This window comes from Enterobacter sp. TMH.L2, from assembly GCF_050847315.1.
Lineage (GTDB): Bacteria > Pseudomonadota > Gammaproteobacteria > Enterobacterales > Enterobacteriaceae > Cedecea.
Window position 1 is genome coordinate 2,987,052 of sequence record NZ_CP193791.1, and the last position, 13,309, is coordinate 3,000,360.

13 protein-coding genes are annotated in these 13,309 nt (G+C 54.6%); 5 read left to right on the top strand and 8 right to left on the bottom strand.

Annotated elements, in window-relative coordinates; translation table 11 throughout:
* Window position 1: 1 nt before the first annotated feature.
* From plsX to yceD, 3 genes are read right to left on the bottom strand one after another with little or no spacing between them, the layout of a single operon-like run.
* Window positions 2–1,036 (bottom strand): phosphate acyltransferase PlsX, encoded by a 1,035-nt coding sequence (gene plsX / locus ACREYP_RS14410; RefSeq protein ID WP_008453469.1) that lies wholly within the window; start codon window positions 1,034–1,036, stop codon window positions 2–4.
* 12 nt (window positions 1,037–1,048) lie between these two features.
* Window positions 1,049–1,219 carry a 50S ribosomal protein L32 gene (gene rpmF / locus ACREYP_RS14415; RefSeq protein ID WP_008453470.1) on the bottom strand — a complete coding sequence of 57 codons (171 nt, stop codon included), beginning with the start codon at window positions 1,217–1,219 and terminating at the stop codon, window positions 1,049–1,051.
* A 16-nt stretch (window positions 1,220–1,235) separates the two neighbouring features.
* Window positions 1,236–1,757, bottom strand: coding sequence for a 23S rRNA accumulation protein YceD (gene yceD / locus ACREYP_RS14420; protein ID WP_008453471.1), 522 nt, complete (start codon window positions 1,755–1,757; stop codon window positions 1,236–1,238).
* 232 nt (window positions 1,758–1,989) lie between these two features.
* Between yceD and ACREYP_RS14425 the strand changes: the two genes are divergently transcribed.
* Window positions 1,990–2,574 (top strand): Maf family protein, encoded by a 585-nt coding sequence (locus tag ACREYP_RS14425; RefSeq protein WP_336817764.1) that lies wholly within the window; start codon window positions 1,990–1,992, stop codon window positions 2,572–2,574.
* Window positions 2,575–2,608: 34 nt separating this feature from the next.
* On the opposite strand, the gene rluC is transcribed toward ACREYP_RS14425, so the two are convergent.
* Complete coding sequence (rluC, locus tag ACREYP_RS14430) at window positions 2,609–3,562, bottom strand: 23S rRNA pseudouridine(955/2504/2580) synthase RluC (protein ID WP_008453474.1); 954 nt, start codon at window positions 3,560–3,562, stop codon at window positions 2,609–2,611.
* Between the two features lie 569 nt (window positions 3,563–4,131).
* On the opposite strand from rluC, the gene rne reads away from it, so the two are divergent.
* The 4 genes from rne (at window position 4,132) to ACREYP_RS14450 (ending at window position 8,458) form a co-directional block, all read left to right on the top strand.
* Entirely contained in the window at window positions 4,132–7,398 is a 3,267-nt protein-coding gene (gene rne, locus ACREYP_RS14435; RefSeq protein WP_336817765.1) for a ribonuclease E, read from the top strand.
* Between the two features lie 175 nt (window positions 7,399–7,573).
* Window positions 7,574–7,903, top strand: a complete 330-nt coding sequence (locus ACREYP_RS14440; protein WP_008453477.1) for a TehB family protein — start codon at window positions 7,574–7,576, stop codon at window positions 7,901–7,903.
* 16 nt (window positions 7,904–7,919) lie between these two features.
* Window positions 7,920–8,270, top strand: a complete 351-nt coding sequence (locus ACREYP_RS14445) for a TehB family protein (RefSeq protein ID WP_008453478.1) — start codon at window positions 7,920–7,922, stop codon at window positions 8,268–8,270.
* Between the two features lie 5 nt (window positions 8,271–8,275).
* Window positions 8,276–8,458 carry a DUF1869 domain-containing protein gene (locus ACREYP_RS14450; RefSeq protein WP_008453480.1) on the top strand — a complete coding sequence of 61 codons (183 nt, stop codon included), beginning with the start codon at window positions 8,276–8,278 and terminating at the stop codon, window positions 8,456–8,458.
* 86 nt (window positions 8,459–8,544) lie between these two features.
* On the opposite strand, the gene flgL is transcribed toward ACREYP_RS14450, so the two are convergent.
* The 4 genes from flgL to ACREYP_RS14470 form a co-directional block, all read right to left on the bottom strand.
* Window positions 8,545–9,513, bottom strand: coding sequence for a flagellar hook-associated protein FlgL (gene flgL, locus ACREYP_RS14455; RefSeq protein WP_166993750.1), 969 nt, complete (start codon window positions 9,511–9,513; stop codon window positions 8,545–8,547).
* Between the two features lie 14 nt (window positions 9,514–9,527).
* Entirely contained in the window at window positions 9,528–11,183 is a 1,656-nt protein-coding gene (gene flgK, locus ACREYP_RS14460) for a flagellar hook-associated protein FlgK (protein ID WP_008453485.1), read from the bottom strand.
* A 75-nt stretch (window positions 11,184–11,258) separates the two neighbouring features.
* Complete coding sequence (gene flgJ / locus ACREYP_RS14465; protein ID WP_008453487.1) at window positions 11,259–12,203, bottom strand: flagellar assembly peptidoglycan hydrolase FlgJ; 945 nt, start codon at window positions 12,201–12,203, stop codon at window positions 11,259–11,261.
* Complete coding sequence (locus ACREYP_RS14470; protein ID WP_008453489.1) at window positions 12,203–13,300, bottom strand: flagellar basal body P-ring protein FlgI; 1,098 nt, start codon at window positions 13,298–13,300, stop codon at window positions 12,203–12,205. The genes flgJ and ACREYP_RS14470 overlap by 1 nt, the downstream gene beginning before the upstream one ends.
* Window positions 13,301–13,309 lie beyond the last annotated feature (9 nt).

A 13,309-nucleotide genomic window follows, 5' to 3' on the forward strand; every position in this document is an offset into this window, starting at 1 on the left:
CTCAGTCACTCTTGGGTAATACAGATTCCAGGCGGGCAGCAATTCTGGTGGGAACTTGCCGCCGCACCGCCTGCACTGCCTGTTCAATCGCGACAGCAAACGCTCGCTGATTGGCCGCACCGTGGCTCTTAATCACCGTGCCGCGCAATCCTAACAGACAGGCGCCATTATACTGGTCGGGGTTGAGGTGACCGAATCGCCTTATCAGACGATTTTGTAGCCACTTCTTCAATATTATCAGCCACCACGACCTTTTTTTTCCTTCCCCCTGCGATTTGAGCAGTGAAAGGAACATCCTGACAACACCTTCCATCGTCTTGAGTGTGACGTTGCCGACAAAACCGTCACAGACCAGAACGTCCGTCTTGCCGGTGAGCAATTCGTTGGCCTCAAGGTATCCAATATAGTGCAATGAAGGCATTGTTTTTAATAATGCAGAGGCGTCGCGGATACTGTCCAGCCCCTTCGTCTCTTCTTCGCCGATATTCAGCAGCGCAACGCGCGGGCGAGAAATACCCAATACTTCTTCGGCCATCACGGAACCCATAATGGCAAACTGCACCAGCATCGTGCTGTCGCAGTCAACATTGGCGCCGAGATCAAGCACCACCGTTTTACCTTTTTGCTGATGAGGTAATACCGTCATCAGCGCAGGGCGCTCTATTCCGTCTATCGGCTTGAGCAGTAGCTTCGCAAGCCCCATCAGCGCACCGGTATTCCCGGCACTGACGCAAGCCTCTGCCCGCCCTTCTTTAACCAACTCCAGCGCAACGCGCATTGACGATCCCCGGCTGGCACGGATCGCCTGAGAAGGTCTGGCATCACTGGCAATAACCGACTCCGCAGGAATAATCTGCAGACGTGAGCGTTGCTCGAAATCAGCTTTGGCAAGTAATGGCGTGATTGCGTCGGGATTGCCGACTAAAAGAAGATTAAGCGAAGAGTTAGAGTCCAGTGCCTGCAAAGCTGCAGGCACTGTCACGGAAGGACCGAAGTCCCCACCCATGGCATCTAACGCTAGGGTTAGACGTCTCAAGGTTGCGCCAGATTACTTAGCGATAACCTTGCGGCCGCGGTAGAAACCGTCGGCAGTGATGTGGTGACGCAGATGAGTTTCGCCAGAAACTTTGTCCACGGACAGGGTGGCGGTGGTCAGCGCGTCATGGGAACGACGCATGCCACGTTTGGAACGGGTTGGTTTATTCTGTTGTACGGCCATGGACCTTACTCCTCAATTACTTACGCTTTAAACTGGCTAATACGGCAAATGGGTTTGGTTTTTCCGCCTCTGGAGGCAGTTCGCCAAAGACCATGTCCGCCTCGGACACTTCACAGTGTTCAGAATCATGCACCGGAACTACAGGCAGGGAGAGGATAACTTCATCTTCCACCAGCGCCCGCAGATCGATTTCACCGAATTCGTTAACCTCAATCGGCTCATACGCTTCCGGGAGTGCTTCAGCCTGTTCGTCAGAGCGGACCGGACTGAAACAATACGTTGTGTGAACATGATGCACAAACGGTTTCCCGCAACGCTGGCATTCGAGCGTTACCGTCACCTTTGCATCGCCGGTCAAGACCGCAAGGCGCTGGTTATCGATAGCGAATCTCATGGAGCATTCTACATCAGTATCCACACTGACTACAGACTCGGCGATACGCTCAACCTGATCGGAAGCATACACTCCTTCGTAATCAAGGCGTTTTTGAGCCGTACGAACCGGATCAAGAGTCAGGGGTAATTTTACCTTTTGCATAGGGCGCGCATATTAACTTTGTAACGTCATAGAGTCAAAGAAAAAGGCCTGGAAACAGCGCCTTTTGCCATTTCTACCCTAAATAGTTTAAGTTGCAGGCAGACGCCCAGCTCAGCTAAGTGAGTACAGGTAACGCCCGTGCGGCTTAAAATATGACGGGTATATTCGCACACATTGCGGTGGCACAGTTTAAAATGCCTTCATCCAATTCGCTATCTTTAATGAAAAAAATATGAAACCGATTGTTCTGGCTTCCACCTCCCCGTTTCGCCGCAGCCTGCTTGAAAAGCTCGGCATGTCTTTCATCACTGCGTCACCAGAGGTCGATGAGACGCCATACCCGGGAGAAGATGCACGCCATTTAGTGACCCGTCTCGCCCAGGCCAAAGCGCAGGCATTAAAAGAACGCTTCCCGCACCACCTTATTATCGGTTCCGATCAGGTTTGTGTTCTGAATAACCACATCACGGGAAAACCACACACGGTAGAGAATGCCGTACAGCAGCTGATGCTGGCCCGGGGCACTATCGTGACCTTTTATACCGGGCTGGCTCTGTATAATTCTGCCAACGGGCAGCTACAAACGCTGTGCGAGCCTTTTGATGTTCATTTTCGTCATTTGACGGAGGATGAAATTCGCCGCTACGTGCAAAAAGAGCAGCCACTCAACTGTGCCGGGAGTTTTAAAAGCGAAGGATTGGGCATCACGCTGTTTGAAAGGCTTGAGGGGAAAGATCCCAATACGTTAATCGGGCTGCCGCTCATCAGCCTGTGCGAAATGCTGCGCAACGAAGAGTGTAACCCGCTGCTGGCGTAATAAAAAATGCTCCGTCAAAGCGGAGCATTTTTCTTTATTTAGCGTTGCGTAAAACCTGCAGGCAGCGCTTTAACTGATTGTCCAGCGGCGCTTCAATGCGAATCACCTCCCCGGTATTCGGGTGGGTAAACTTGAGCGCGGCAGCGTGGAGGAACAGACGGTTGAGCCCGGTGCCCGCAAGCTGCTTATCAAACTCGCGGTCACCGTAACGATCGTCAAAGGCGATCGGATGGCCCGCGTGGAGAGTATGCACACGAATTTGGTGCGTGCGCCCGGTAACCGGACTGCAGCGAACCAGCGTCGCAAATTCGTAGCGCTCTTCCACCTTGAAGCGAGTCTCAGAAGGCTTGCCTTCACTATTCACTCTCACGATGCGCTCCCCGCTTTGCAGGATATTTTTCAACAGCGGCGCCTGTACGACTTTTACGTGCGACTGCCATTGCCCGCGCACCAGCGCAAGGTAATCCTTCTGCATGCCTTTATCGCGCAGTTGTTCATGAAGCGAGCGCAGCGCAGAGCGTTTTTTAGCGACCAGCAGAACGCCGGACGTATCGCGGTCAAGGCGATGCACAAGCTCAAGGAAGCGCGCTTCCGGGCGCAGGGCGCGCAGCCCTTCAATCACCCCGAAGCTCAGGCCGCTACCGCCATGTACCGCAGTACCGGAAGGCTTGTTTAGCACCAGAATGTGGTCGTCTTCATAAAGAATGACATCGGTCAGCGCAGCGACTTTTTGCAAATGCGGAGAAACGGCTTCTTCCTCACGCTCGGCAACGCGCACCGGCGGAATGCGCACTTCATCACCTGCTTCAAGTTTGTACTCTGGCTTAATGCGTTTTTTATTCACCCGCACTTCACCTTTGCGCACGATGCGATAAATCATGCTTTTTGGCACGCCTTTCAGGCGGGCGAGCAAAAAGTTGTCGATACGCTGCCCGGCCTCATCGGCGGAAATTGCAACGATTTTTACTGATGGAGTCTCTGTTTTCATGGTCGGCGATTCTAAATAGCCCTGGCGCATAGCGCCACTCATTTTTATGTGCTTAACTGACAATCTGTTCTGTTTTAAACCGTCCAGACCGCCTTTTTTCATCCCCTTTGTGGCGAGGTTAAAATAGCGGTTAAAAAACTGTAAGAAACAGGACGCTAATAGCAAAAGTCATCTTGCTATAACAAGGTTAGCAGTGGAATAATGTTGCGGTTTTCCGTGTTGAATCTTGTTAGAACAAGAAAGTTTGCGGAATACCCATTTTGCCTGAACGTCCATCCACGCAGCAATGGCGTAAGACGTATTGTACTTTCAGGCAGTTAGCGGGCTGCGGGTTGCAGCCTGACCGGTAATATGGAATCAACTCTTAAGAAATATTCTAAGGTTATTCCCACGATAATTGCGCTGTATTTCCGTATGAAATACAGGCAACCGACACTTTGCGCCTCTCAGCAAACGACAACCGTGAGGTTGGCGACACGCGTTTAGTCACGAGGCCATCGGTTCACTCCCGGTTAGCGTCACCATGCCCGCAGCTCTGTCGCCAATGTAAGAATAATGAGTAAGTTACGATGAAAAGAATGTTAATTAACGCAACTCAGCAAGAAGAGTTGCGTGTCGCCCTTGTAGATGGGCAACGTCTGTACGATCTGGATATTGAAAGCCCAGGGCACGAACAGAAAAAAGCAAACATCTATAAAGGCAAAATCACCCGTATTGAACCAAGTCTGGAAGCGGCGTTTGTTGATTATGGCGCAGAAAGACACGGTTTCCTCCCTCTGAAAGAGATCGCTCGCGAATACTTCCCTTCGAACTACGCTTCCCACGGTCGCCCAAACATTAAAGATGTTCTGCGCGAAGGCCAGGAAGTGATCGTCCAGATTGATAAAGAAGAACGCGGTAACAAAGGCGCAGCCTTAACCACCTTTATCAGCCTTGCAGGCAGCTATCTGGTTCTGATGCCAAACAACCCTCGCGCCGGCGGCATTTCTCGTCGTATCGAAGGTGATGACCGTACCGAATTAAAAGAAGCGCTTTCTTCCCTTGAACTGCCGGACGGTATGGGTCTTATCGTACGTACCGCGGGTGTGGGCAAATCTGCAGAAGCGCTGCAGTGGGATCTGAGCTTCCGCCTGAAGCACTGGGAAGCCATTCAGAAAGCCGCTGAAAACCGCCCTGCTCCTTTCCTGATTCACCAGGAGAGCAACGTTATTGTTCGCGCCTTCCGCGACTACCTGCGCCAGGACATCGGCGAAATCCTGATAGACAACCCGAAAGTGCTTGAGCTGGCTCGCCAGCACATCGCTGCTCTGGGTCGCCCGGATTTTAGCAGCAAAATTAAGCTCTACACCGGTGAAATTCCGCTGTTCAGCCACTACCAGATTGAGTCGCAGATTGAGTCCGCCTTCCAGCGCGAAGTCCGTCTGCCGTCCGGCGGCTCTATCGTTATTGATACTACCGAGGCCTTGACCGCCATCGACATCAACTCCGCGCGTGCAACCCGCGGCGGCGATATCGAAGAAACCGCTTTCAACACTAACCTTGAAGCGGCCGATGAAATTGCCCGTCAGCTGCGCCTGCGTGATCTCGGCGGCCTGATCGTTATCGACTTCATCGACATGACGCCGGTTCGCCACCAGCGCGCGGTTGAAAACCGCCTGCGTGAAGCCGTGCGTCAAGACAGAGCCCGCATCCAGATCAGCCATATCTCACGCTTCGGCCTGCTGGAAATGTCGCGTCAGCGTCTGAGCCCTTCTCTTGGCGAGTCCAGCCACCACGTCTGCCCTCGCTGTAGCGGTACCGGCACCATTCGCGATAACGAATCCCTGTCGCTCTCCATTCTGCGTCTGATTGAAGAAGAAGCGCTGAAGGAGAACACCAAAGAAGTTCACGCCATTGTTCCTGTGCCAATCGCCTCTTACCTGCTGAACGAAAAACGTGATGCAGTAAGCGCCATTGAGAAACGCCAGGGCGGCGTGCGCGCGATTATCGTGCCAAACGATCAGATGGAAACCCCGCACTACTCCGTACTCCGCGTGCGTAAAGGCGAAGAAACCCAGACGCTGAGCTACATGCTGCCTAAGCTGCATGAAGAAGAGATGGCGGTGCCGTCTGACGAAGAGTACACCGAGCGTAAGCGCCCTGAGCAGCCTGCACTGGCCACCTTTGTCATGCCAGAAGTGCCACCTGCGCCACAGGAAACCACGGCGGAGAAACCTGCTGTTGTCGCCGCGAAACCAGCCGCTCAGCCAAAAGCTGATGCCGCTGCACAGCCGGGCCTGGTTAGCCGCTTCTTCTCTGCACTGAAAAAACTCTTCGCCGGCGACACCTCTGCCGCTGAAGTGAAAGAAGTGAAGGAAGAGAAAGCGACCGACGCTGAAAATCCGCGTCAGGATCGTCGTAACAATAACCGCCGTCAGAACAACCGCCGCGATCGTGGCGATCGCAATGACCGTGGGGACCGTAACAACCGCGATCGCGACAACCGTGATAATCGCAACAACCGCGATGACCGCAACAATGAAGCCCGTGAAGCTCGCGAACCGCGTGAAGGTCGTGACGACAATCGTCGCAACCGTCGTAACGGTCAACAGCAAAATGCGGAAGTTCGTGAATCACGCCAGAACGTTGTTGCTGCCGTTGACGATGCTGAAAAACAGCAGAAGTCCCGTGACGAGCAACAGCCACGTCGCGAGCGTAACCGCCGTCGCTCTGATGAAAAACGTCAGGCACAGCAGGAAGTCAAAGCACTGCAGCAGGACAATGTTGTCGAGCAGGATGCCGAGCAGGAAGAACGCACTCAGGTTATGCAGCGCCGTAAACCGCGCCAGCTGAGCCAGAAAGTTCGCTTTGAATCTGCCGATGCTCCTGCAGTAGAAGAAACTCAGGTTGTGCAGGCCAGCACCGAGCAGGCACCGATTGCACTGCCTGCGGTTGTAGAAGCGCCGGTAAATGCAGAACAGCAGGATGAAAACGGTGAAAACCGCGATTCTGCCGGTATGCCGCGTCGTTCACGTCGCTCTCCTCGTCACCTGCGTGTCAGCGGCCAGCGCCGTCGTCGCTATCGTGATGAGCGTTACCCGGCGGTATCCCCGATGCCACTGGCAGCAGCATGCGCCTCTCCAGAGCTGGCATCCGGGAAAGTGTTCATCACCTACCCTGTTGCCCGTCCACACGATCAGCTTGCTCAGGAAGAGGCGTTCCAGGCTCACGAAGACGTTCAGCACGTCAACGTCGCTGAGGCTGCAGCAGTAGAAGCCCCTGTTGAAGACGGCCAGGTCATCGAGCCGGTGAAAGCGGTGGAAACCGTTATTGAACCTGCCCTGGTGGAAACAGCTCATCCAGAAGTGATTGAAGCACCGGTGGCTGAACAGTCGGAGCCGGTTGCCGAAGTGGATGAAGCGCCTGTCGCAGAGATCGTGGCACAGGTTTCGCCTGCAGAGGAAGAAACTGCTCAGGCGATCGCAGAAGTCAGCGAACCAGCGCCGGTAGCGGCAGAAGCTCCAGCGATTGAAGAAGCTCCAGCGATTGAAGAGGCTCCAGCGGTTGAAGAAGCGCCGGTTGCAGTAGTTGAAGAGGTAAAACCTGTTGTTGAAGCAGCGCCTGTGGTTGAAGCAACACCTGTGACGCCGGAGGTTAACACCGAATCTTCTGTTGCCGCTAAGCACGCCACGGCGCCAATGACCCGCGCTCCGGCACCGGAATACACGCCTGAGGCGCCTCGCCAAAGCGACTGGGTTCGCCCGGACTTCGGCTTCAGCGGGAAAGGCTCTGCCGGCGGGCACAGCGCCAGCCACCAGGCTACAGCGCCAGCCACTCGCCCACAAAGCGTGGAGTAATCTTCAGCGCTAAGTCAAAAGCCGGTCACCTGACCGGCTTTTTTATTTCCCCAGTCTGATCGATAAGCGAAACAATCGCCAACCATTAAGATGCATTTAAAATGCACTTTATGGTAAACACTGTGGCTAATTGTATGATGTAATGCTTGCAGAACTTATTGAGGAGAAACGCACCATGCTCCCTGTACCGCAGAACTGCATTCACACCCGCTCTTCTCCCTTCTGGGATAAAAACTCCGCCCCCGCGGGCCTGTTTCAGCGACATCTCGATAAAGGCACGCGCCCCGGCGTGTACCCTCGCCTGAGCGTCATGCAAGGAAAGGTTCGCTACCTGGGCTATGCCGATGCCACCTCGCCAGAGCCAGAAACAGAACTGATTGTTGAAGCGGGTCACTTCGGCGTATTCCCGCCAGAGAAATGGCATCACCTCGAGCTGCTCACCGACGATGCCGTCTTTAACATCGACTTTTTTGTCGCCCCGGAAGTGCTCCGCTCCATGTCATGACAGAAGGAATCTAATTATGCTGACTATTCCCAAAAACTATCTACATACCCGCGCCACGCCGTTCTGGACTAAAGAGACCGCCCCTGCCGCTTTATTTACCCACCACAACACCAAAGCGGGCGTCTTTGGCCGCCTCTCAGTGATGCAGGGCGCAGTGAAATATTTTGGTTTTCCCGACGCCGATTCAACAACACCTGACGTGGAAATCGTTATTGAGGCAGGCGCCTTTGCCATTTCTCCGCCGCAGAAGTGGCACCGCATTGAGTTGCTGACCGACGACACTTATTTCAATATCGACTTCTTCGCCTCTCCTGAAGCAAAACTGGAAGGCAACGGCCTGGGTAAAGTGGTCAACAGCCAGAGGTAATCATGATGGGCAAAGCAACTTATACCGTCAGCGTCACCAACAACAGTAACGGCGTCTCGGTCGATTATGAGACCGAAACGCCAATGACGCTGCTGATCCCGGACGTCGCTGCCGAAGTGGTCAAAGAGCTGGTCAACACCGTCCGCGCTTATGACACGGAAGATGAACACGAAGTTTGCGGCTGGTGAAATGCACAAAAAAAAGCCCGCTCCGGGGTGCGGGAGCGGGCATATAAAGCGCGTTCAGTTTCATCACGCGCCCAAAACGTTGAAGGCTATCGGCTGTTAAGCTGGAACAGTGACATGCCTTGCAAATCGGTGAAGACTTTATAAGAAGCCTGTAGCGCAGCCTGCTGCTGAACATAGTTAGAGACGGTTGCCGTCCAGTCGGCGCCGACCAGCTGACTCATCTGGTCAGTTTGCGCCAGCGCTCTTTCATTACCGAGGTCATCCAGCTTGCTCAGCTCATTAAGCTGGGTACCCAACTCAGCGCGCACGGTAGAGACATTGCTCAGGGCATTGCTCAGCCCACGGTTTGTTTTCGCGACGGCGGCATCAAGGGCTTTCTTACCTGCGTCGTCCAACCCGGTCGTTGGCGTTTTCAAGGCCGCGATAGCAGAGTCCAGCATATTAAAGATGTTGGTCTCGCTCGGCGAGCCATCGGGTTCCGGCGTGGCGTTACTGGAGATGCGATTGAAAACATCATTGCCGGTATGCCCAATTGTCATGGTTCGGGAGGTATCAACCTGTTGGGTAATCGGGAGCGTTCCTCCCTGATAGGTGATGCTACCTGCCCCACCGGTGAACGGTGCTGCTTCAGTTTTATAACCGGCAAAAATATAACGACCGTTCCCGTCGGTACTGTTCGCCAGGTTCAGTATTTGGTTGCGAATACCTTCGAGATCGGTTGCCAGCGAGGCACGGTCGTCATCACTCAACGTTCCGCTGCTGGCAGCATAAACAACTTTCTCCTGAGCACTTTGAATTGAAGAGACCGTTTGCTGCAAAACGCTCTCTTCCAGCGAAACCTTCTGCGTCGCAAAGGTACGCGCCAGTTTGTACTGGTCGTTCATCGACTGAGCCTGGGAAAGCACCACCGCCTGAGACGCTGCAACAGGATCGTCTGATGGCCGGTTAACGCGGTTACCGGTGCTCATCTGCTCGCCATAACTCAGCCATAAACTCTGCGCGTCGCTAATGCCGCGCATGTTCTGGTCATATAACATTTGGGTACTGATACGCATGACGCTGGCTCCCGTTAGCGAATGTTCAGCAACGCATCAAACAACGATGATGCAGTCTGAAGGACCTGGGCGTTAGCCATATAGTACTGCTGGTAACGCTGCAGGTTGCCATACTCTTCATCGAGGCTAACCCCCGAGATAGATTGCTGCTGCTTGGTGAGCTGCGTCACCACATTCCCCTGAGTCGTACTAGTCACTTTCAGGCTTGCAGTTTTGTTACCCACGTCGCTGACCAGAGTGGCATACGCATCGTTGAACGACTTGTTGCCTTCGACCTGCTTAGAGTTCTGCAGATCCAACATGGCCTGAGCGTTACGGTTATCGCTCTTGCCGGCGGTAGGATCGCTTGCCAGCGCCAGTTTCGACTCATCTTTCACGGCCAGGCTCATGTTCACTACCGCGTCGGATACCGGTTTAACGGTGAAGCTCTCGTTGTTGGCAGGCGTGCCGCTCACGCCAACTTTCAGCCCGTCAAAGTTAAGGCTGACGTTGCCGCTTGCGTCCGTTGTCGCGCCGGGGTTAATGTTGGCGTTGTCCGACAGACGGGTCACTTTCCAGTTTCCGCCCACAAACTCAACCTTATAATCACTGGCCTGAATCTGCTTGCTGTCGGTGGTGGTCGCGGTGAGCTGCGTGCCGCTGGTATTGCGGCTGTTGCTCAGGACTGTTGGGCCACCGACGGTAAACAGGTTGGTGCCTTTGTCGCCGTTGGCATCATAGCCCTGGGTGTGCTGGCTGTTCATGGCCGTCGCAAAGGCCTGAGCCATCTGGCCCAGACGGTTACGAGCGCTGTCCAAATCCTGAGTACGGAAGGTAAACAGCCCACCCAGAGAACCTGTATTCAGCTGGCTTTCTGGAATTTCCACTTTACCGGCAATCGGATCGACAAAAGCGACTGTCGTACGGGAAGGATCGGCGCTGGAGTTAACCGCCGCCAGTTGGTTAGCCGTGTCGCCCTGCACCAGGCTAATACCATTGCCGATAGATACGTTGTACGTACCACCATCCTGCACGCTGACGTCTACGCCAACAATTTGGTTTAGCTGGCTAACAAGCTGATCGCGCTGATCCAGCAGGTCATTTGGCGCTGAACCCGCGCCCACACCTTTCAGGCGTGAGATCTGGTCGTTCAGATTCGCAATTTGCTTAGCGTAGGTGTTGATTTGGTCCACGCTGCTGCTGATCGACAGGTTAACCTGCTTGTCCTGATCGCGCAGGTACTGGTCGGTGACCTTAAACTGGTTTACCAGACCATCCGCTTTGCCCAGCAGCGCCTGACGAGCCGCAGGATCCTGAGCATTACTGGTCAGCGTCTGCAGGCCGGAGAAGAAATCCTGCATGGTTTTTGACAGCGAGTTGGTCGTCCCGGACAGAATGTTGTCGATTTTTGACATCTGCTGATACTGGGTTGTCAGCCCGCTGCTTTGCGTCTGGGCCGCACGCAGCTGGTTAGTGATAAACGAGTCGTACTCACGCTGCACGCCGTTGACATACACGCCATTGCCAATATAGCCGCCGCCGGTCAGGGTGCTTTTTGACTGGGACAGAATCGTCGTCTGGCGGGTATAACCGCTTACGTTATAGTTCGAAATGTTATTGCCGACGGTGCTTAATGCCGCTTGGGCAGCACTCAGGCCACTCATGGCGCTGTTAATCAGGCTATTGGACATGAAGGTTCCTTGATAGCGTGTGGTCAAAGGTTCTGCTACCTATTATCGGCAGCAGGCCACGGGACTTGAGTCTCTTCAGAACAAATTCGACAAATCAGTGCTGTAGGCTTTGGAAACCTTGTCGCTCATGGCTTTCAGCTGCTGGATCATGCCGGTCAACTTACGTGCGTAGTTTGGATCCGTGGCATAACCGGCGTTTTGCAGCGCCTGAGCACCCTGCTCTGCTGAAGACGCATTCGTCACGGCAGCATAGCGCGGGTTTTTCGTCAGCAAGCCAACGTAGTCAGAAAGCGCTTCCAGGTAAGAGCTGTAAACGCGGAACTTCGCTTTCACCTTCTTCGCCTCACCGTTTTCAAATTCGGTGGTGGTGATTTCCGTCGTCGCTCCTTTCCAGCCCGGCGTTGCCTTAACGCCGAACAGGTTGAAGCTCGGTTCCCCTTTTTCGGTGCGAATCTGACGCTGGCCCCAGCCGGACTCCAGCGCGGCCTGCGCCAGAATCAGGTGGTGCGGAATGCCGCTGGCCTCACTGGCCAGACGCGCCGGCAGCGAAAGCTGCGCCAGGAAGTCTTTGCTGTCTCCGCTCATCGGCTCTTCATTAGAAGGTGCGCGAGGCACGGCCTGACGCACCATTTGCGTTAGCGTCTGGTTCTGGTAGCTGGTGACCGTTTGCGGGTCGAGTTTCATCGGTACCTGACCTGCCGTTTCCGATGGCTCGACCTGCTCGTTACTCATTTGCTTAACCATCGCATCCGCCAGCCCCAGCCCTTTCGCACTCAGCTGTTGAGCTATCTGCTGGTCATACATGCTGGTGTACATCCGCGTGGACTCGCTGCTGAACAGACCGTCTTTCGGCAGCGCCTCACGCATGCTTTTCAGCATCATCTGCACGAACATCCCTTCCACCTGATGAGCCACCTCTTTCAGGTTGCCCTTAGGATCTTGTCCGGCCTTCGCCTTTAAATCGTTTAGCGAGTTGGCGTCAAACGCGGCATTGGCAAGTGAACGGGCGTCAGTCAGCATTAGATGATTTCCAGTTTTGCACGCAGGCAGCCTGCGCTTTGCATGGATTGCAGGATAGACATCAGATCGATAGGCGTGGCCCCCAGCGCATTTAACGCACGGACGACATTATTCAGGTTGGCGCTGGAATTAACGCGCTGTACCGAGCCACCGCTCTGACGTAGGTCGATCTGCGTTTGCGGCGTCACCACGGTCTGGCCGCCGCCAAATGGCGTATTCGGCTGGCTGACCTGATTCTGACGATTTACGGTCACCGACAGGTTCCCCTGCGCAACGGCGCAGTTATCCAGCGTCACTTCGCGGTTCATCACCACGGAACCCGTGCGAGAGTTGATCACCACGCGCGCATCCTGCACCGGCATACTCACTTCAAGGTTTTGGATATCCGCCAGCAGACGAACCTGAGAGCTACCGCCGCTTGGCACGCGGATCTGGATCGTACGGCCATCCAGCGCAGTTGCGCTGCCGAAGCCGCGGGAGCGGTTAATGGTGTCGGTGATCCGCTGGGCCAGGCTGAAGTCATCATCGTTAAGCTGCAGGTTGAGGGTGTTGCCGTTGCCGAAAGTCCCGGCCAGCTCACGCTCTACGACCGCGCCGCCGGTGATACGCCCGCCGTTAAGCTGGTTCACCTGCACGCTGCTCCCACCGGCAGCAGCGCCCGCGCCACCCACCAGCACGTTACCCTGCGCCAGGGCATAAACCTGATTATCCACGCCTTTGAGCGGCGTCATTAAAAGAGTCCCGCCGCGCAGGCTCTTCGCATTACCCATGGACGAAACAACAACATCAATGTTTTGCCCTGCTCGCGCGAACGCCGGGTATTTTGCCGTCACCATCACCGCCGCCACGTTTTTCAGCTGCATATTGGTGCCGGTCGGTACGGTAATACCCAGCTGGGAAAGCATGTTGTTCAGGCTTTGGGTGGTAAACGGCGTTTGCGTCGTCTGGTCACCGGTGCCGTCCAGCCCAACCACCAGGCCATAGCCAATCAGGGAGTTTTCACGCACGCCCTGCACGGTGGTCAGATCGCGAATGCGGTCAGCTGATGCATAAGCCGCTGTCAGCAGCACAACCAACCCGAATAAATATTTCACCATGGTACCCTC

What these genes read in the sequence shown, in the direction of transcription:
- rpmF (WP_008453470.1), bottom strand. Translation starts at nt 1,219, where the DNA reads ATGGCCGTACAACAGAATAAACCAACCCGTTCCAAACGTGGCATGCGT.
- yceD (WP_008453471.1), bottom strand. Translation starts at nt 1,757, where the DNA reads ATGCAAAAGGTAAAATTACCCCTGACTCTTGATCCGGTTCGTACGGCT.
- ACREYP_RS14425 (WP_336817764.1), top strand. Translation starts at nt 1,990, where the DNA reads ATGAAACCGATTGTTCTGGCTTCCACCTCCCCGTTTCGCCGCAGCCTG.
- rluC (WP_008453474.1), bottom strand. Translation starts at nt 3,562, where the DNA reads ATGAAAACAGAGACTCCATCAGTAAAAATCGTTGCAATTTCCGCCGAT.
- rne (WP_336817765.1), top strand. Translation starts at nt 4,132, where the DNA reads ATGAAAAGAATGTTAATTAACGCAACTCAGCAAGAAGAGTTGCGTGTC.
- ACREYP_RS14440 (WP_008453477.1), top strand. Translation starts at nt 7,574, where the DNA reads ATGCTCCCTGTACCGCAGAACTGCATTCACACCCGCTCTTCTCCCTTC.
- ACREYP_RS14445 (WP_008453478.1), top strand. Translation starts at nt 7,920, where the DNA reads ATGCTGACTATTCCCAAAAACTATCTACATACCCGCGCCACGCCGTTC.
- ACREYP_RS14450 (WP_008453480.1), top strand. Translation starts at nt 8,276, where the DNA reads ATGGGCAAAGCAACTTATACCGTCAGCGTCACCAACAACAGTAACGGC.
- flgL (WP_166993750.1), bottom strand. Translation starts at nt 9,513, where the DNA reads ATGCGTATCAGTACCCAAATGTTATATGACCAGAACATGCGCGGCATT.
- flgK (WP_008453485.1), bottom strand. Translation starts at nt 11,183, where the DNA reads ATGTCCAATAGCCTGATTAACAGCGCCATGAGTGGCCTGAGTGCTGCC.
- flgJ (WP_008453487.1), bottom strand. Translation starts at nt 12,203, where the DNA reads ATGCTGACTGACGCCCGTTCACTTGCCAATGCCGCGTTTGACGCCAAC.
- ACREYP_RS14470 (WP_008453489.1), bottom strand. Translation starts at nt 13,300, where the DNA reads ATGGTGAAATATTTATTCGGGTTGGTTGTGCTGCTGACAGCGGCTTAT.